Annotated in this window: 19 protein-coding genes; 17 read left to right on the forward strand and 2 right to left on the reverse strand. The window is 37.3% G+C overall.

Features of this window, described 5'->3' with window-relative positions:
* The first annotated feature begins 1 nt into the window (after position 1).
* The 15 genes from ABVT42_RS09525 to ABVT42_RS09595 all read left to right on the forward strand — a co-directional run bounded on the left by ABVT42_RS09525 (position 2) and on the right by ABVT42_RS09595 (position 14,644).
* Positions 2-1,144, forward strand: a complete 1,143-nt coding sequence (locus ABVT42_RS09525) for a hypothetical protein (protein WP_353874549.1) — start codon at positions 2-4, stop codon at positions 1,142-1,144.
* 40 nt (positions 1,145-1,184) lie between these two features.
* Positions 1,185-2,141, forward strand: coding sequence for an AHH domain-containing protein (locus ABVT42_RS09530; RefSeq protein ID WP_353874548.1), 957 nt, complete (start codon positions 1,185-1,187; stop codon positions 2,139-2,141).
* Between the two features lie 31 nt (positions 2,142-2,172).
* Positions 2,173-2,763, forward strand: a complete 591-nt coding sequence (locus tag ABVT42_RS09535) for an imm11 family protein (RefSeq protein ID WP_353874547.1) — start codon at positions 2,173-2,175, stop codon at positions 2,761-2,763.
* A gap of 26 nt (positions 2,764-2,789) precedes the next feature.
* The gene (locus tag ABVT42_RS09540) at positions 2,790-3,380 is read left to right on the forward strand and encodes an imm11 family protein (protein ID WP_353874546.1); all 591 of its coding nucleotides are present in this window, start codon (positions 2,790-2,792) and stop codon (positions 3,378-3,380) included.
* A gap of 96 nt (positions 3,381-3,476) precedes the next feature.
* Positions 3,477-4,337: a hypothetical protein gene (locus ABVT42_RS09545; RefSeq protein ID WP_353874545.1), complete on the forward strand. Its 861-nt coding sequence runs from the start codon at positions 3,477-3,479 to the stop codon at positions 4,335-4,337.
* A gap of 186 nt (positions 4,338-4,523) precedes the next feature.
* A complete protein-coding gene (locus ABVT42_RS09550) occupies positions 4,524-5,360 on the forward strand; it encodes a hypothetical protein (protein WP_353874544.1) in 837 nt (278 codons plus the stop codon).
* A 2-nt stretch (positions 5,361-5,362) separates the two neighbouring features.
* Entirely contained in the window at positions 5,363-6,421 is a 1,059-nt protein-coding gene (locus ABVT42_RS09555) for a DUF2169 family type VI secretion system accessory protein (protein WP_353874543.1), read from the forward strand.
* A gap of 175 nt (positions 6,422-6,596) precedes the next feature.
* Positions 6,597-7,922, forward strand: a complete 1,326-nt coding sequence (locus ABVT42_RS09560; protein ID WP_353874542.1) for a hypothetical protein — start codon at positions 6,597-6,599, stop codon at positions 7,920-7,922.
* Between the two features lie 42 nt (positions 7,923-7,964).
* Positions 7,965-8,225 carry a DUF2515 family protein gene (locus tag ABVT42_RS09565; RefSeq protein WP_353874541.1) on the forward strand — a complete coding sequence of 87 codons (261 nt, stop codon included), beginning with the start codon at positions 7,965-7,967 and terminating at the stop codon, positions 8,223-8,225.
* A 94-nt stretch (positions 8,226-8,319) separates the two neighbouring features.
* Entirely contained in the window at positions 8,320-9,165 is an 846-nt protein-coding gene (locus ABVT42_RS09570; RefSeq protein ID WP_353874540.1) for a hypothetical protein, read from the forward strand.
* A 126-nt stretch (positions 9,166-9,291) separates the two neighbouring features.
* A complete protein-coding gene (locus tag ABVT42_RS09575; RefSeq protein ID WP_353874539.1) occupies positions 9,292-10,134 on the forward strand; it encodes a hypothetical protein in 843 nt (280 codons plus the stop codon).
* Positions 10,135-10,260: 126 nt separating this feature from the next.
* On the forward strand, positions 10,261-11,103 hold the full coding sequence (locus ABVT42_RS09580; protein ID WP_353874538.1) for a hypothetical protein: 843 nt from the start codon (positions 10,261-10,263) through the stop codon (positions 11,101-11,103).
* Positions 11,104-12,297: 1,194 nt separating this feature from the next.
* Positions 12,298-13,140: a hypothetical protein gene (locus tag ABVT42_RS09585; RefSeq protein WP_367023719.1), complete on the forward strand. Its 843-nt coding sequence runs from the start codon at positions 12,298-12,300 to the stop codon at positions 13,138-13,140.
* A 126-nt stretch (positions 13,141-13,266) separates the two neighbouring features.
* Positions 13,267-14,109 (forward strand): hypothetical protein, encoded by an 843-nt coding sequence (locus ABVT42_RS09590; RefSeq protein WP_353874536.1) that lies wholly within the window; start codon positions 13,267-13,269, stop codon positions 14,107-14,109.
* 103 nt (positions 14,110-14,212) lie between these two features.
* Positions 14,213-14,644 (forward strand): GNAT family N-acetyltransferase, encoded by a 432-nt coding sequence (locus ABVT42_RS09595; RefSeq protein ID WP_353874535.1) that lies wholly within the window; start codon positions 14,213-14,215, stop codon positions 14,642-14,644.
* Positions 14,645-14,663: 19 nt separating this feature from the next.
* On the opposite strand, the gene ABVT42_RS09600 is transcribed toward ABVT42_RS09595, so the two are convergent.
* Entirely contained in the window at positions 14,664-15,668 is a 1,005-nt protein-coding gene (locus tag ABVT42_RS09600; RefSeq protein ID WP_353874534.1) for a DMT family transporter, read from the reverse strand.
* 332 nt (positions 15,669-16,000) lie between these two features.
* Here ABVT42_RS09600 and glnA point away from each other — a divergent pair, with 332 nt between their 5' ends.
* Together glnA and ABVT42_RS09610 are read left to right on the forward strand one after the other, a co-directional pair.
* Positions 16,001-17,410 (forward strand): glutamate--ammonia ligase, encoded by a 1,410-nt coding sequence (gene glnA, locus ABVT42_RS09605; RefSeq protein ID WP_353874533.1) that lies wholly within the window; start codon positions 16,001-16,003, stop codon positions 17,408-17,410.
* A gap of 328 nt (positions 17,411-17,738) precedes the next feature.
* Positions 17,739-18,347, forward strand: a complete 609-nt coding sequence (locus tag ABVT42_RS09610; protein WP_353874532.1) for a DUF4124 domain-containing protein — start codon at positions 17,739-17,741, stop codon at positions 18,345-18,347.
* A 439-nt stretch (positions 18,348-18,786) separates the two neighbouring features.
* Here ABVT42_RS09610 and accC read toward each other — a convergent pair whose 3' ends face one another.
* Positions 18,787-20,136 (reverse strand): acetyl-CoA carboxylase biotin carboxylase subunit, encoded by a 1,350-nt coding sequence (accC, locus tag ABVT42_RS09615; protein ID WP_353895598.1) that lies wholly within the window; start codon positions 20,134-20,136, stop codon positions 18,787-18,789.
* Positions 20,137-20,151 lie beyond the last annotated feature (15 nt).

The following is a 20,151-nucleotide window of genomic DNA, read 5'->3' on the forward strand; positions in this document are numbered from 1 at the left end:
TTTGAGTTCGCATAATATCTACTTTTCAGGAATTGGTCTGTGCTCGCCCATTGCAGGTTTTAAAGATGCCTGTGCCGCCTTTTATGCAGGACTCAATCGATTTGACACTTTTGATACGATGGCCAATCAATCTGAAGATGCGGTCAATATATCAATTGCACCGGCGGCAACTAATCTCGAAGGCTATCAAGGCGTCGCTAAAACTGTAAAAATGCTTAATATGGCATTTGATGATTTGTGTGATAATCTAAAAGCACCACTGCCACAAAATGACCTTTGTATACTCACTGCAATGCCCGAACCTCAACATCGACAATTAGCGCTGACTAATCAGCAGCAATCGTGGCAAGAGCAGCTTAATTCATATATTTCTATGATTACCATGCCACTGTTTAACAAGTTAGCAGCGGATAATCCGGTATTGTCATCTGCTCCTATGCAGTGGGTGTTTGGCGATAGAGTGGCTTTTGCCAGAATTTTAAATAAAGCTATTCAATTAATTAATGAAGGTAGTTACCAGCATTGTCTTCTAATGGTTGCTGATAGCCTGATTAATCGGGCTAATCTTGATACATTGCAAGATGCGCAACAAGTTAAAACTGATAATAATCCGGTTGGTTTTATTGCTGGGGAAAGCGCAGCAATGATTTTATTGTCGAATCAGGCAATTGGTGAACATGCTTTTTCATTGAATATCCAAGTTGCCAGTGATGAATCAACCATCGAGCAGGCAATTGCGCAAGTCGAACCGCAAACTCCTGATGAAGAAAACGAGCAACAAATTCAACTTGAAAGAAATTTATGGCAAGGTGAAAAGCTCATGCCATTAATTAAGCAACTGATTTCGCAAAATTATGAGAATCAGTGGTTTCCGCGTTGTTTTTCTGATATTAACGGAACCGAGTATCGAGCAGTTGAATTTGGTAATTTACAAGTGAAATTAAAGCAAGCCTATCCAAAAGCTTATTTTATGCAGCCACTGATCCCATCACTGAGTTTTGGTGAGCAAGGTACAATGACGGGGCCTTTAGCTTTTGCTTGTGCAATTGCAGGAATGCAGCGTGGCCTGGCTAGACACAATGAAATGTTGATTACTTTGTCAGAACAGTCTGGCAAAAGAGCTGCTATTGCGTTGCGGATGTAATTGGGCTGGTGAAAAGTAAAATAAAGGAGAGGAATAGTTTATGTCATCAGAAATGATAGTTTATCTCGAACGTTACGCAGAAGATGCCAGTCCTGTGGCGTTGAACGATGCGCTTAGAGCCATTTTTTTATTTCAAGAGCCGGGCAAGTGGCGAAAAGCTGATGAGCAAAAAGCAAAAAAGAAGAAAAAAACTGAAGCGGATGAGAATGGTGTTCATATAGCGAGTAATAGTGAACTTGCAGCCAATTTATCTAAAACAGGTAGGGGAAAGCAATACCTGCAAAATTTTAGTGATTATATTAAAGGTGATGGAAGTAGAAATAAAATTTACAAAGAGGTAAGTGAAAATGCATCGGTATTGTGGGGGGATAAACCGCACATGATGGCGTTTTTTAAAAATTATTGTTTGCTTGGGCAGTTTGAATGTAATTTTAATGTGAAGGCCAAGTTAGATAGAAAATATAATGGTACTTCTAAAATAGTAGTTTCAGGAACGAGTAAACCTTATAAATGGGAAGGGCATCATCTGATCCCTGGTGAAGCTTTTTATACTAAAGACAGTAATGGGGCATTTACTGAGGAACAGTTAAAAATATTAAGAACTTGTGAATATGATATTAATAATGGACATAACTTAATTGCCTTGCCGACTAATTATATGGATATGTTTCAGCCAGTGCATAATTTGATTCAGCATCCGAGTAATCATTCTAATTATACTAAGAGGGTGGTGGATGAGATGGAGAAAGTTGCTGATAACCTTAATAAAGCAATAAAATCTGCTGAGGAAGATCATCCTGATATAAAAGTTGAAATTGCTGAAAAGCTTACCGCATTAGAAGATGATTTATGGGATTTGCTTATAAGGCTAGGTAAAGCCGTTGTTACTTCTAAAGTTGCTAAAATACGCTTGAGATTAAGCCGTGAAGATGCCAAGTTAGTTAAATTTAAAGCAAGCTCTGCTGATACAGAATATCAGTTTGGAGCATTAGCCTGAAATTAAAAGTAAGCAATAAGAGAGAACAAAAATGAGCTTTTGGGTTTTATTTAGTACTAATAATGATGATGGTGTTTATTTGAACTATGAGCCAGAAAATGGACCTGATGGTTATATGTATTATGAAGGAGTTTCTTTATTAAAAGATTTTCCCGTACAAGAACAGGCTATTATGGCCTATCATCCTGAATATACCACAAGCCCTAAATTACATGACTTTGTTGAATCTAGAAAACGCTTCCATGTTATTAATCACAAGGTTAGAATTATTTTTGAAAAGTTAAAACTCCCTAGTTTGGAGTATTTGCCGATTAGTATTGTTGATACTAATCAAAAAATAGTTTCTCAAGATTATTGTATTTTGAATCTATTAAAAATTGTAGAGTTTATTGATATGGAACATTCTGAATATCGGCAAGACAGACTTGATAGAGGTCAAATATCTAGAATGAAAAAGCTAGTTATTAAAAAAGATATTCCCGCTGATGCTAAGTTATTCCGCGACCCTAATATGATGGACCGTGTTTTTATTCACGATGATGTGAAAGCCGCATTAGAAGCCGAAAATATTACTGGTTATAAATTAATGCCTGCAGATGGTTGGGAAGGATTTGATTTTTAGTTTTTTAAAAAGGGATTGAGTGGTTCATGAGCTACTGGGTTTTATTTAGTACCAATTTTGATGATGGTGTTTATTTAAAGGATGAACCAGAAAGGGGACCTGAGGACTTTGAGTATTTTAGTGGAAAAACACTAATAAATAGCTTCCCTACACAAGATCAAGCTATTATGAAATATCATCCTGAATATACAACGAGTCCTAAATTACATGATTTTGTGGAATCGATGAATCGGTTTCATATTATAAATAATAAAGTTAGATCTGTTTTTGAAAAACTAAAACTCTCTAATTTGGAATACTTGCCTATTAGCATTAAGGATAATAACCAACAGTTAGTTTCACAAGATTATTATATTTTAAATCCATTAGGGAGCGTCAATTTTATCGATATGGAGAAGTCGGAATATACAATTGATGATTTTGATGAAACACAAATTGATTTTATTCAAAAATTAATTGCTAAAAAAGATATTCCTGAAAGTGCACGATTATTTAGAGCAAGTACCATGATGGATCGTATCTTTATTCACGATGATGTTAAAGAAGCATTAGAAGCTGAAAATATTACTGGTTATAAATTAATGCCTGCGGATGGTTGGGAAGGATTTGATTTTTAAACACTAATAATCTGAAAATAATATAAACTCAAAATTAATTGCAATAACTTGATAAGTTATTGCTTTTATTCTGTTAGTAAAAAGGAAAAAATAAAAATGGAAATAAAAAAGAACACATTTGAACTCTATATAGAGAAAGCAACTAAAGCTTTTGTTAAAGAAATATTACGCTATAAACCCAAACCATATCAAAGACTATATTTATCAGCAAATTATAGAGGTGAATTTGGCCGTTTTGCATTAGGATTAACTGAAGATATTAAAGACTATTACTGGGAATATATTGGAGAGTGTGAAAGTTGGGATGATGACTTAAATTCTCGAATTTGTAGTGATGTTGGTCGCCAATATAGCTGGCTTATTTATGATGAAGAGTCTGATGATTATGAGGACAATGAAGAAAATAGAGAAATATTAAATGGCTATTTTGAGTGGCATGCATTGGCACAAGTAGCCATAGAATTACTCAATAAAAATGAACTAAAAGAATACTTTGGTTCGATTTCTTACATTGAAATTGAATCTCCTTATTCGATTGTAAAATTTGACCATCACATACCAGACCTTAAGGAAAGAAAAGCAATAATAAATCAAATGGTTGCAACGTCTGAATATCAAGAGCGATTATTAGATGGATGGGGAAACACATACAACGGCCAAATCATTGACCCATTTCTATCAAAGTTTTTCTCAACTAAAAAGTTAGACCTGATTAATCAGATAAATGCAGCTAAACTGGCTTCTCCTGAGCATGTACCACAAGAAGTAAGTGTAAGTATTTTCGAAAACTTTAAAAATGGTGCATCATCATTAGAAATGAGAAAAAGGTTTCATCAACAAGAAACAGAAGGACAATGGGCTGGTTATTGGATTCATAATATGAGATATGGATGGATTGCTTACTATCAGGTAAGAGACGATAACTCGATTATATTAGGTACTATTTGTAGAAATTAAGCATTGGCTAATAAAGCAATGATGCTATCAGTTAAAATTGACTAATTAATGCTTCTGCTAATAGCTTTTATTAGCAGTTTAATCCCGTCAAATCCACCACAGTAATAAGTCTTTTTACCCAATTCATGATAAAATATTGCCCATTATCAATACATAATTCAATAAAAATTGACGATAGAGAAAAAAATGGTTAATGATGATTTAAAAGGGTTTCAAGTCAGTTCTCAATACCAGCTCAATGAAATGAAAGGAATGCTTGACCTGAGCGAGCCTTGGCTAGAGTTTAAAACTACTGCAAGAGAAATATGTGACCACTTTTTAACATTATCGGCGGCTTCATTATTGGCTGATATGAAGCCCTCGATGTTTATCTTAAACTTGAGTCGTAGCGCAGAAAACTGGCGAAGATTTCTAACTACCGCTGCTAAACATTACCAACAGCAACCTACCCTTAATTACAATACGCCGCTTTATGCCGCCATAATTGCTAATAATCACCAAGTATTACAAAATATAGAAACGGCACTACCAATAAACCCAGTAAAAAATGAAGAATATGATGACAACTTTTACTTTAGCTGGGTAATGTTATTACTGACTATAAATGAAAAACATTCGCCAGGCTCTACATTTAATGAAAAAAATATCAGTCATTTATGTCAAACTCAACTCAACAAATTCTTAGAAATTGATACTACAGATTATCGAAGTAGTTTACTTAAAGCCTTGCTGTCAATGGACGATAAAACCGAAGAAGATTTTTGGATTGCTTTTGCTGATGGTGTGTTTAATTATGATATGCAGGTTACTAAAAAAGTGCAATCAATCGCAACCAAAGTGAGTCAATTTATTGCGCATCGATTTATTTGGTTTGAAGGGTTAGCATGGCTTACATTGGCTAGAAAAAAAGGCTTTACTGTACAATCTGCTAATTATAAATACTGTCCCGATGAAGTGTTTGAGCCGATTGAATTTCAGTACCAGAATGATTGGTTGCTTATTCCAATGATTGAAAAGGAATAACAATGGCACAAGTACAAGTCAATAACGCGACAGTTATGCAGCATGAAATGTTATTTTTAACAGATAAAAATGCATCGCTAATACTTTCTTTAGTGGTTAAGGGAACATTCGATTTACTACCAAAAAGCGAAGAAGGAATAGAATGTGAACTAAAGTTTGCTGAACAACAGCGCCCTGTTAATCTCGACGGAGAATATGTTGCTCAGCCAGAAAGCTCGAGTTATCTCTATGAACCAGAAACTGCTTATACCAAGCCCACCACTGATATAGTTGTCATTGGTGACGCAGTATCAGGCCGCGGGCCAGTTAGGGCGCTAACAGTCGATATAAAAGTTGGCCAGTTACAAAAGAAGCTGATGGTTTTTGGCGATAGACAGTGGATTAAACAGTCATCCAGCTACAGGATATCGACACCAGAACCTTTTGAATCATTACCGCTTATTTATGAGAACGCTTTTGGAGGTTGGGATAGACGGGATAGTGATGAAAGCAATCATCATTTTGAAGCACGTAATTCCGTAGGAAAAGGATTTTACCATCCTGAGGTTACAAAGAAAAATATTGATAGCGAGCTGCCGTTATACTTACCAAATATAGAAAACCCTGAGCAATTGATTCAAAAAATTACAGACACACCTGAGCCCGCCGGTTGTGGGTTCACACTACCTCATTGGCAACCTAGAGTGACTCTTGCAGGCACTTATGATGAGCAATGGCTAACTACAAAAAGTCCATTATTGCCTGATGATTTTCGATCTGATTTTTTTAATGCAGCGAGTCCAGGATTGATCGCACCAAAATATTTATGTGGTGATGAAAAGGTTCAAATTAGCAATATGACTAGAAATGGATTATTGATTTTTGAATTACCCAAGCTTAATCCATACTGCTCAATTGAATTAACTGATAGTGATAACCCTATGCCGTTACTGCTTGATACCGTAATTATTAATTTAAAAAATCAACAAGTAGAATTAATTTGGCGAAACTATTTAACTGTTTTAGGGACACACAGTGTCCAATCTGTTGATATAAGCTATACCAACAAGTTTGATATTTAATTACTATTAAAAGCGAATATTTTATAATAAGTAATAAGTAATAAGTAATAAGTAATAAGTAATAAGTAATAAGTAATAAGTAATAAGTAATAAGATAAATACTTTGATAAAGTAAGTAATAGTTAAAAGTAGTATGATTAATTTCGCTACTAATAAAAATAAAGTGTAGATTTTTATGGCAACTAACCAATTAGAATTTCGCGAAGAACTCTATATCGAGCATCTAGAAGAAGCCTCCTTTTTATATGAAAAGCGGCTTAATTGGCTAGAAGATGATGAAGTCGGCTGGCAGGAACTTGAAGAAATTGACTTGGCGATTGACGCTCATCTAGATGCACTTATTGTCGGTGATCAATTAGCACTACAAACTTGCTTAAAGCAAATTCCAAATGCAGATTTTGGGGTGTTACATACCATTGTTCGTATTATTTGTCGTTATCGTCTAGTTCATCAATTGACAAATATGTGGGGAAAAATTGATCTTGAAGATGAAGATAAAATTAAGGCAATAGCCGATGCACTAAAGTGGGAAGTCTCTAAAGAAATGCTACCTTATCTGATAAGCGTATTCGAAAATCAGCAAACTGAGTTATATCCGGTTGTAACTCCTGCGCTTGCACGATGCGATGAACTGGCTCAACAAAGATTAGCTGCGTCGTTAATCAATGCACAAACAAAAGATAAGTTGACGTTATTAGAAAATATATACTCCTGTAAGCACAATTTAACTAATGAAAATTATTATCACTTACACCATTACTTACAAGATTCAGATAAAAGGATCGTTCATCAAACTGCACTAATTTTGATAGCCTTTAATGATAATACTTTAAACGAATGTCGATCTCGTATTCGGCAGTTGCCGTATTTGTTTGCCTTGGCTGGCAATGAGCAAGATAGCCAAATGCTATTAAATGTTGCACAAAATGGTGAAGCAGACGCAGATATTTTGATTGCTCTCGGGCTTACAGGCATCTTTACAACGGTATTCACTTTAATTAAATATCTTGAACATCCCGAACTGTCTGATAAAGCTGCGTTAGCTTTAAATTTGATTACAGGAGCAAATCTTTATGTAACTGAGCATAAAGCTGATGATGTCAAAGAGGATGAATTATTTGAAAGTGAGCTAGATGCTTTTAAAAATAATGAGCTTCCAAAAAACATTAATGGTTTACCTTTTGGTGTTGCAGTAAAAAAATTGTCAACGAATGTTGAGGAGTGGGAAAGCTGGTTGAAAGCAAATCAAAATAAGTTTTTTCCAGAGGGTTGCTATCGAAATGGTCACTTTTTTTCTGCAAGTGAGTTGCTCAATAATTTAATCAATAATCAAATGCCAACAAAACTACGGCAGCTAGCTTATAATGAGCTAATACTTCGTTACCAATTAACTATACCTTTTTATGTCGATGATCCGATTTATCAACAGCAAATTACAATAAATAAAATTTATCAGTGGATAGAAAAAAATAAAGCTCAGAATCCTGATGGTTTTTGGTAATACATAAACGTATTCAATAGCATTAAATTTGGAGAAATAGAAATGGAATTTTGTTTGATTCGTTGGGCATCGCCAACTTATGAAATTGTATTTACTCATGCCTGTTCAACTCGCGATGAAGAACTGAAATCTGTTGCGCCTGATGACTTAGTTGTTGAAGACTTACAAAGCCGTATGGATTGGATTGGAGATGCTGCACAGGTTTTTCATGGGTTAATGCAAAAAAAGAAATCTTTCATGCATAAAGAATTAAAAATTATTGCTGGTTGGGTAAACTCAACTGATGCATTTGCTGTTTATTAAAAAAATGAAACTAATCTTAAGGCTATCTATTGGTTTTTTTATTGTATCAATATTATTAAGTTGCCATTCAGCAAGTAACGAATCGGAAAAAAATATGACAACAATACCTTTTATTATTCAAGCCGGTATGAGTACCGAAGACTATCAACAAAAAAATTCACATTACGTAAAAAAGCGTATTGACAAACAGCCAGCTGGTTTAAATTTTTATGAATATCGTTGGCCCGTAAAAGAAAATGGTCAGGTTCGAGTAGATGCGGGTAGTGCGAGTTTCCTTATTCCCAATGTTTTGAGTATTGTTGGAACTGAAGATACTGAAGCTTTAAGTCGTGGTATTTATGACTTTAGTATTAATAGTGGCTTAACGCCGGATGAATTTATCGAGCATGACCAAGCACGCATACTATTAATGTCTCATTTACAGTCCTTACTTACTTTGGGCTGGAAGCCTTATTTAGAATTTCATATTTATCCAAGGCTTTCGGGAAAGCAGTCATTTCAATTTGCTATCGAAGATGGGTTTTATACCCCAGATCCTACATATACCCCAGATCTAGATGAATGGATGAAGCTTAAATATGGGGGAACTTGGACTTTCTTTAATGAAAAAGTCTTTTTGGAAGTCCGCCTTCGTCGAGAGTCGCAGTTTATAGATGTTAATCGTCCTGGTGTTTATTTATTAACTCACACTGTTTTGACTAATGAGGCTAAAGCACAAAGTTATTTCAAAGGTGAAGAAAGATATAAATGGCAATCACTTTGGGCGGATGAAATTAAAAAAGATAAAAGAAAGCGCTACGAAAAAGAAGTGGAATTAATCCAGCAAGGTTATCGCATTAATACACGCTATGTAGATCCGATAATTCATCCTGACGATCCGATTGAACCGGAAGATGTGGAAGAGCTGTTAGCGATTATCGAGCAACATGCGATTGAATAGGCCATTGGTTAAGCAGGAGTTTACGTTGATTTGCGATTCACTCATATTAAAGTGTGGCTTATGTGGTTTGGTTTTCTAAGTTTAATAGGGTGCAAGCCCTCATCCGAGCGGGAGGTTATTACGACTATGGCGCCCCCTTTTATTATTCAAGCCGGTATGAGTGTTGACGACTATCAACAAAAAAATTCACATTACGTAAAAAAACGTATTGATAAACAGCCAGCAGGTTTAAATTTTTATGAATATCGTTGGCCGGTCAAAGAAAACGGTCAAGTTCGCGTAGAAGCGGACAATGCTGGTTTCGTGATTCCCAACGTTTTAAGTTTTACTGGGACTGAAGATACAGAATACTTAGAAGGTGGCATTTTTAAATTTAGTATTCGAAGTGGCTTAACATCGGATGAATTTATCGAGCATGACCAAGCCCGTATACTATTCATGTCTCATTTACAGTCTTTACTTACTTTGGGCTGGAAGCCTTATTTAAGGTATCATACTTATCCCCGACTGTTAGGAAAGGAGTCTTTTGCCTATGCCATTGAAAGTGGTATTTATACACCGGACCCAACTTACACCCCTAGCCTTGAGGAGTGGATGAAGCTGAGATATGGGGGTAGCTGGGTTTTCTATTATAATGATGACTTTTTAGAAGTGAGTTTTGAGCGACATTCTAAGTTTATGAAAGTTGAAGAACCTGGTGTTTATTTAGTATCTCATACGCTGTTAACAACTGATGCAAAAGGACGTAGTTATTATAAAGATAAACAGCGTGATGAGTGGCAGTCTCTTTGGTCTGAAACGGTGAAAGAATATAAAAGCAAACGCTACGAAAAAGAAGTCGAACTAATCCAACAAGGTTATCGCATTAATACACGCTATGTTGAACCAAAAATTCATCCTGACGATCCGATTGAACCCGATAATGTGGATGAACTGTTGGCAATTATTAAGCAACATGCGATTGAATAGCCAATTGGTTAAGCAGGGGTTTATATTGATTTGCGATTCACTCAAATAACATTCGGGATTATATGGTTTGGCTTTATGGGTTTAATAGGGTGCAAGCCCTCATCCGAGCGGGAGGTTATTAGGGCTATGGTGCCACCTTTTATTGTTCAAGCCGGTATGAGTACCGAAGACTATCAACAAAAAAATTCACATTACGTAAAAAAACGTATTGATAAACAGCCAGCAGGCTTAAATTTTTATGAATATCGTTGGCCTGTAAAAGAAAACGGTCAGGTTCGAGTAGAAGCGGGTAATGCTAGTTTTGTAATTCCCAATGTTTTGAGTACTGTTGGAATTTTAGATGCAGAGAGACCTGAAGCTGGTATCTATGATTTTGGGATTAATAGCGGTTTTACGTCTGAAGAGTTTATTGAGCACGACTTGGCTCGAACAACAATGATGAATCATTTAAATTCGTTAATCGTCGCAGGGTGGAAACCTTATTATCGCTATTTTTCTTCGCCACGTTTATTAGGAAAGCAATCTTTTGAATTTGCGATAGAAGATGGTTTTTATTCACCTGATCCAACTTATACACCAACACTGGAGGAGTGGATGAAACTGGAGTTTGGTGGTGTATGGAGCTTTTATTATCAAGATAATTTTTTAGAAGTGAGTTTTGATCGAAATTCGCGATTTTTAAAAGCTACCGAGCCTGGTGTTTACTTGGTTACTCATAAATTAATCAGTCGAGATGAGAAAGGCCGAAGTCTTTACCAAGGTGAGGAAAGAGACAAGTGGCAGTCTCTTTGGTCTGAAACGGTGAAAGAATATAAAAGCAAACGCTACGAAAAAGAAGTGGAATTAATCCAACAAGGTTATCGCATTAATACGCGCTATGTAGAACCCAAAATTCATCCTGACGATCCGGTTGAACCGGATAATGTGGATGAGCTGTTAGCGATTATTGAGCAACATGCGATTGAATAGTCCATTGGTTAAGTAGGAGTTTACGTTGATTTGCGATTCACTCATATTAAAGTGTGGCTTATGTGGTTTGGCTTTTTGAGTTTAATAGGGTGCAAACCCTCATCCGAGCGGGAGGTTATTACGACTATGGCGCCACCTTTTATTATACAAGCCGGTATGAGTGTTGTTGATTATCAACAAAGAAATTCACATTACGTAAAAAAACGTATTGATAAACAGCCAGCAGGTTTAAATTTTTATGAATATCGTTGGCCTGTAAAAGAAAATGGTCAGGTTCGAGTAGAAGCTGGCAATGCTGGTTTTGTCATTCCCAATGTTTTAAGTTTTACTGGGACTGAAGATGCAGAATACTTAGAAGGTGGCATTTTTAAATTTAGTATTCGAAGTGGCTTAACGCCGGATGAATTTATTGAGCATGACCAAGCCCGTATACTATTAATGACCCATTTACAGTCCTTACTTACTTTGGGTTGGAAGCCTTATTTAAGGTATCATACTTATCCCCGACTGTTAGGAAAGGAGTCTTTTGCCTATGCCATTGAAAATGGTATCTATACACCGGACCCAACTTACACCCCTAGCCTTGAGGAGTGGATGAAGCTGAGATATGGTGGTAGCTGGGTATTCTATTATAATGATGACTTTTTAGAAGTGAGTTTTGAACGACATTCTAAGTTTATGAAAGTTGAAGAACCTGGTGTTTATTTAGCTACCCACACTCTCATAACAATTGAGGCTAAAGGCAAAAACTATTTTAAGGATAAAGAACGAGATAATTGGCAGTCACTTTGGGTTGATATTGTTAAAAAATTTAAAAAACAACGCTACGAAAAAGAAGTGGAATTAATCCAACAAGGTTATCGCATTAATACGCGCTATGTAGAACCGAAAATTCATCCAGACGATCCCGTTGAACCGGATGATGTGGATGAGTTGTTAGCGATTATNCAACAAGGTTATCGCATTAATACGCGCTATGTAGAACCGAAAATTCATCCAGACGATCCCGTTGAACCGGATGATGTGGATGAGCTGTTGGCGATTATTGAGCAACATGCGATTGAATAGTCCATTGGTTAAGTAGGAGTTTACGTTGATTTGCGATTCACTCAAATAACATTCGGGATTATGTGGTTTGGCTTTTTGAGTTTAATAGGGGGCAAGCCCTCATCTGAGCAGGAGGTTATTAGGGCTATGGCGCCACCTTTTATTATTCAAGCCGGTATGAGTGTTGAGGACTATCAACAAAAAAACTCACATTATGTTAAAAAACATATTGATAAACAACCAGCAGGTTTAAACTTTTATGAACATGACTGGCCAGTTAATAGTAAAGGACAAGTTCGTATTGAGGCAGGTAGTGCGAGTTTCCTTATCCCCAATGTTTTAAGTATCGTTGGAACTGAAGATGCTGAATTTTTAAGTCGTGGTATTTATGACTTTAGTGTTAATAGTGGCTTAACGCCAGATGAATTTATCGAGCATGACCAAGCCCGTATACTATTAATGACCCATTTACAGTCCTTACTTACCTTGGGTTGGAAGCCTTATTTAAGGTATCATACTTATCCCCGACTGTTAGGAAAGGAGTCTTTTGCCTATGCCATTGAAAATGGTATCTATACACCGGACCCAACTTACATCCCTAGCCTTGAGGAGTGGATGAAGCTGAGATATGGTGGTAGCTGGGTATTCTATTATAATGATGACTTTTTAGAAGTGAGTTTTGAACGACATTCTAAGTTTATGAAAGTTGAAGAACCTGGTGTTTATTTAGCTACCCACACTCTCATAACAATTGAGGCTAAAGGCAAAAACCATTTTAAGGATAAAGAACGAGATAATTGGCAGTCACTTTGGGTTGATATTGTTAAAAAATTTAAAAAACAACGCTACGAAAAAGAAGTGGAATTAATCCAACAAGGTTATCGCATTAATACGCGCTATGTAGAACCGAAAATTCATCCAGACGATCCCGTTGAACCGGATGATGTGGATGAGTTGTTAGCGATTATCGAACAACATGCGATTGAATAGTCCATTGGTTAAGCAGGAGTTTACGTTGATTTGCGATTCACTCATATTAAAGTGTGGCTTATGTGGTTTGGCTTTTTGAGTTTAATAGGGTGCAAACCCTCATCCGAGCGGGAGGTTATTACGACTATGGCGCCCCCTTTTATTGTTCAAGCCGGTATGAGTGTTGACGACTATCAACAGAAAAACTCCCACTATGTAAAAAAGCATATTGATAAACAGCCAGCAGGTTTAAATTTTTATGAACATGACTGGCCAGTTAATAGTAAAGGACAAGTTCGTATTGAGGCAGGTAGTGCGAGTTTCCTTATCCCCAATGTTTTAAGTATCGTTGGAACTGAAGATGCTGAATTTTTAAGTCGTGGTATTTATGACTTTAGTGTTAATAGTGGCTTAACGCCAGATGAATTTATCGAGCATGACCAAGCCCGTATACTATTAATGACCCATTTACAGTCCTTACTTACCTTGGGTTGGAAGCCTTATTTAAGGTATCATACTTATCCCCGACTGTTAGGAAAGGAGTCTTTTGCCTATGCCATTGAAAATGGTATCTATACACCGGACCCAACTTACATCCCTAGCCTTGAGGAGTGGATGAAGCTGAGATATGGTGGTAGCTGGGTATTCTATTATAATGATGACTTTTTAGAAGTGAGTTTTGAACGACATTCTAAGTTTATGAAAGTTGAAGAACCTGGTGTTTATTTAGCTACCCACACTCTCATAACAATTGAGGCTAAAGGCAAAAACCATTTTAAGGATAAAGAACGAGATAATTGGCAGTCACTTTGGGTTGATATTGTTAAAAAATTTAAAAAACAACGCTACGAAAAAGAAGTGGAATTAATCCAACAAGGTTATCGCATTAATACGCGCTATGTAGAACCGAAAATTCATCCAGACGATCCCGTTGAACCGGATGATGTGGATGAGTTGTTAGCGATTATTGAGCAACATGCAATTGAATAGCTGGTGGTGATTTAGTCTGTGTTCATTGCGTTTGATTAAGGTTTAATGAAAAGCCTGCTAATATGCTTTATGTTTGGTTGCTTAAAACATTGACTGGCCCACTATGCTCACTATTTCAATAAAACCTATTCTGGCAGAACAAACGTTGATGATTCGTCATCGAGTGTTATGGCCCAACCAATCTATCGAGTTTTGTCGTTTAAAAGAAGATGAGACAGCTTTGCACTTTGGGGCATATTTTAATGAACAACAGTTAATTGCAGTGGCGTCAATCTTTATCATAGAACGTAGCGCCAGGCTTAGAAAGTTTGCCACTTTACCCGAATTTCAAAATCAGGGTGTTGGCTCACAAATGCTGCGCTTTTTGCTTAACCAACTACAACAGCAAAATGTTGATTACTTTTGGTGCGATGCTCGCACCGAAGCAATTAATTTTTATGAACGATTTGGGCTGAAAGCAATAGGTGATATTTTCTATAAAAGTCAGGTTGCCTATATTAAAATGGGCGTTGATTTAAACACCCAACCCAATTGATCGTATTGACAAATATTCATCAAGCTTTGGCTGTTACCTCTTTAATCGATTGATTAGCTGATGTTTCTGCTTCAATCACCTGCTCAATATAGTCATCTTTGATAATTGATTGCTCAATAAAAACAGTTTTACGCTTTGGTTTTAATTGACTGAAAATAACACCAAAAATAATCAACCCGACAGATAGATACTGCCATTGGGTTAGTGACTCATCGAGTAATAGCCAACCAAAGAATAGCGTAAATATTGGTAAAAGATTCATCCAGCTACCGACTCGACTGGCAGGTAGAGCCCTTAATGAGGCGTTATATAAAATAAAGGCAATCACGTTGACTCCCCAGGCTAAAAATAATACAGCCATAATGGCTTCGCCAGAAACTTCGGCAGGAACAGGCTTATTAAAGGCAAGTACCAGCGGTAAAAAGAAAAGTGTTCCAAATAACGCCTGCATACTGGTTAAAAAGACCGGCGAGTAGCGCTCTCCCAGCATTCTTGCCAGTAAGCTATAGCCCGTGGCAAAGCAGATCGCAATAAATTCCAGGCCATTTCCTAGTAAATGATGACTTGAGGAGGCTTTGGCTTCACCTAAAAATGATAACAAAGCCGCGCCAATCACAGCGATAATGCCACCAATCACCATACGCGAGTTAATGCTTTCTTTTAAAAAGTAAAAAGCAGCAATGGTTACCATAAAAGGATGCAGCGCGGTGATCATACCGGCTTCTGATGCCGAAGTATAAGTCAGCGCTAAACCTTCAAAGACAAAATAGAGGCAAGGTTCACATAAAATCAGGCCTAAAATCAGCCAAATGTCCCCTTTTTGATACACATGTCTCGCCTGCTTGATTTGAGGCAAGAAAAACGCCAGTACCGCCACGGCTAATAGCATCCGCAAAAATACTGTTAAAAATGCGCCAAGTTCGGCAACCGCAACTTTCATGGCGATAAATGAGGCTGCCCAAATAATAATGGCAATGATCACCTGAGTGGTGGCTTTGGCGGTATGACAATTGGTAAATGACATGGGCTTAATAATAAAGCTGCTCAAAAATAATACAGGCGAGTAGTGTAATTGGATAATTTTTCAGCGCAAGCAAATAAAATTGAGAGTTCGCATTAAAAAAAGTAATGCCAAAGTCTTAACAATGTACAAAGATTAACTCATGCACCATTTTGGTGCATGAGCTGCTGTCCATGCACCAAAAAAAGGCTTTTTATTCGGGATTATCCAACTATAATTGCCTTAATTTCGCTTTTTGTTGAATATAAAAACTGGCATCAACTTTGCTTTTACCTTTGCCAGTGAAGTAATTAAAAAAAAATTATCCATTCCAGACAATGTTTGAGGAAAACACAATGAGCAATAAAGATATCTTTAAAATGATAGAAGAAAACGAAGTTTCTTTTGTCGACCTGAGATTCACTGATACAAAAGGAAAGGAGCAGCACGTTACATTGCCTGCTCACTGCATCGATGAGGACTTTTTAGAAGAAGGTAAAATGTTCGACGGCTCTTCAATTTCTGGCTGGAAAAGTATTAATGAGTCTGACATGGTATTAATGCCTGATGTTGATACTGCGGTAATTGACCCTTTTTGTGAAGACAGCACACTTAACCTGCGCTGTGACATTTTAGAACCTTCTACCATGCAAGGTTATGATCGTGACCCACGTTCTATCGCAAAACGTGCTGAGGCTTATTTAAAATCGACTGGTATTGCCGATACTGCGTATTTTGGGCCTGAGCCAGAGTTTTTCTTGTTTGACGATGTGCGTTTTAGCATTGATATGAAAGGCGCTTCATATCGAATTGATTCTAACGAAGCTGCTTGGAACTCAGAGCGTCGCTATGATGATGGTAACATGGCTCACAGACCACGCGTAAAAGGCGGATATTTTCCTGTACCGCCAGTAGACTCTTCGCAAGATATTCGTTCACAAATGTGTTTGGTTTTAGAAGAGTTGGGTGTAAAAACTGAAGCTCACCACCACGAAGTGGCTACGGCTAACCAAAATGAGTTGGCGACCAAGTTTAATACTTTAGTGGCCAAAGCCGACGAAACGCAAATTTTAAAATATGTTGTGCATAATGTTGCTCACGCTTATGGTAAAACAGCAACCTTTATGCCTAAGCCGGTTGTTGGTGATAACGGCAGCGGTATGCACGTTCATCAATCATTGGCAAAAGATGGCGTGAATCTGTTCGCAGGTAATAAATATGGTGGTTTATCAGAAGAAGCACTTTATTACATTGGTGGAATTATAAAGCATGCGCGTGCATTAAACGCATTAACAAACCCTTCTACCAACTCTTATAAGCGTTTGGTCCCAGGATTTGAAGCGCCAGTTATGTTAGCGTATTCCGCGAAAAATCGTAGTGCGTCGATTCGTATTCCGCATGTACCAAGTGAAAAAGGTCGTCGTATTGAAGTCCGCTTCCCTGATCCAATTGCTAATCCTTATCTGGCATTTACTGCGATGTTAATGGCGGGTCTTGATGGTATTCAAAACAAAATTCATCCTGGTGATGCAATGGATAAAGATTTATACGATTTACCACCTGAAGAAGCGGCTGAAATTCCACAAGTAGCCAGCTCCTTAGAAATGGCACTAGAAGCTTTAGATCGTGACCGTGAGTTTTTAACTCGAGGTAATGTTTTTAGTGATGACTTTATCGACTCTTATATTGCACTGAAGCAGGAAGATGTAACTTACTTGAACATGACAACGCATCCTGCTGAATTTGATATGTATTACAGCCTGTAAGCACTAACAAATTTTGTAAAAACTAAAGCCCGGCTTGATGTCGGGCTTTTTTGTTTTACACTTTCCATGAAACTGTTGAAAGGTTGATATGTCTGATGATTAAGACATACTCGAATTATTCACCAATCAGGATTTGCTAATAGCGAGGCAAGTCGGTGATTGAAAAAATGGTTAAAGGATAGAAGACTCAGCTGTTTTTATGAAAATGTAGACAGCTTAATAGGCATTTGAAGTCAACTGGGTTAATCTTAATGAGCCGTTTGTAGGTTATCTGCATACCGCTTTAATATCGGTAACAAAAATTTATGTTAACAATTGGGAGAGCACTATGAAACCGCATCTCTTTAGTTCCGACAGTTTATCGACTGTAAGAGTATTGGTTATTTGGGGTATCGTGATAGCTGGTATCATTATCAGCCAACTTGCCTTAGCCGAAGACGAAAAGAAAATTTATCGATGGGTCGATAAATATGGACAGGTACACTACACAGACGAACCCCGTAAGGGAGCAACTGAGCATAAAGTAAAAGAAGTGCCTGCCATTAAAATGGAAACGCCTGATTATTCGGTTTTAGAGCAATACAAACCCCAAGAAAATCCAACGAGCAATAGCAACTCGCCAGTGATGGATGCTTATCAGCAACTGGTGCTTACCCAGCCTGAAAATGATGGGGTGATTCGTAATAATGCCGCAACGGTAACACTGGTTGCAACAATTCAGCCTGCGTTAAAACAACAGCATCAGCTACGTTTTTTTCTCGATGGTCAGTTAATTAAAAGTGACAAGGGAAGCTTACAAGTTAAAGCTGAAAATGTTCGTTATGGTCAACATTCGGCTCAAGTTGTCATCGTGGATGAAACGGGCAAACAAATTCAGGCAAGTCAGACAAATTCATTTCATTTGTTGAATCGAATTAAAAAGAAATCGAAAAACTAGAAAAAAGTAAAAGTGAAAACTTAGCGGTTTTTCAATGACAAAATAATGAAGCAATTAAGCTGTTTTCTATCGCAAAATAAAATAAATCAGTTGAATTGATAAACTTGTTTTTATTTTTAAAAAGCGTTATAAAAATCAATGTCAATAGAATGTTAATTTAGTCTCAGAATCTAAAGGGTTGATCCTCTATTATTCTTATCAAATCAAATTTGATGACAACTTGATTTTCAACCCCTGATTTGCCCGCTGATATGCGGGCATTTTTTTAGAAATTTTCTGTTCTTTATACTTTTTTTGACAATTCGTTTTTATGCGTGGTTTTAGTGACTTGTTTTAGTGACTACTTTTGACGACTCTGTATTGTCGTCAACGATAATCGACTAACTGATTTCAACTTACTTAATTGTCAAAATAAAAGGTTGTCAAAATGAGTGAGTGATTAACTCGCCTCATTTTCCAGTTTGTGCTCTAAATAATGAATGTTAGTGCCACCCTTTAAAAAGTTTTCATCTGACATTATTTTTCGCTGTAATTCGATATTGGTTTTAATACCATCAATAATCACTTCATCCAGCGCCATTTGCATTCGTGCCAGCGCAACTTCTCGTGTTTCGCCATAGGTAATTAATTTTCCAATCATCGAGTCGTAGTTTGGTGGAACTCGATAACCTGAGTAAATGTGTGAGTCCCAACGCACACCTGGACCGCCGGGTGCATGATAGCGATTGATAGTACCGGGTGAAGGAATAAAAGTTCGAGGATCTTCGGCATTAATTCGGCATTCAATTGAGTGACCGCGCAGGTGAATATCTTCTTGTTTGAAAGACAAGGGTTGTCCTTCGGCAACGCGAAGTTGTTCTTTAATAATATCAACGCCAGTAATCATTTCTGATACAGGGTGTTCGACCTGTACTCGAGTATTCATTTCTATAAAATAAAACTCGCCTTTTTCATAAAGAAATTCAAAGGTTCCAGCACCGCGATAGCCAATTTCTTTACAGGCTTGTACACAGCGCTCACCAATAAAGCGGCGTTTTTCTTCGGTAATACCTGGGGCAGGAGCTTCTTCAACAACTTTTTGATGGCGACGTTGCATTGAGCAATCGCGCTCACCCAGATAAATGGCGTTACCATGATTATCAGCCATGACTTGTATTTCAACGTGGCGTGGTGTTTGTAAAAACTTTTCCATATACACCATATCATTGTTGAATGCTGCTTTGGCTTCGGCTTTGGTCATTTCGATTGATTTAATTAAATCTTCTTCTTTGTGAACCACCCGCATACCACGTCCGCCGCCGCCGCCCGAGGCTTTAATAATGACTGGGTAAGCTATACGCTTGGCGATGGCCAGATTTTCTTTTGGATCATCGCCCAGCGGTCCATCAGAGCCAGGCACACAGGGAACACCGGCTTTTTTCATTGCAGTAATGGCAGAAACCTTATCACCCATTAAGCGGATAGAGTCAGCATTAGGGCCAATAAAGGTAAATCCACTTTTTTCAACCTGCTCAGCAAAATCAGCATTTTCTGCTAAAAATCCGTATCCCGGATGAATTGCGACGGCATCAGTAACTTCGGCAGCGGCAATAATGGCGGGAATATTTAAATAACTTTCTAGCGGCGATGCCGGACCAATACACACGGATTCATCGGCTAATTTTACATGCATTAAGTTTTCGTCAACTGTCGAATGGACAGCAACTGTTTTTATTCCGAGTTCCCGACATGCTCTCAGAATTCGCAGAGCAATTTCTCCACGATTGGCAATAACAACTTTATCAAGCATCTTATCTTCCAGATT

It is taken from the genome of Aliikangiella maris (assembly GCF_040719265.1).
In the GTDB taxonomy this organism is placed as follows: domain Bacteria; phylum Pseudomonadota; class Gammaproteobacteria; order Enterobacterales; family Kangiellaceae; genus Aliikangiella; species Aliikangiella maris.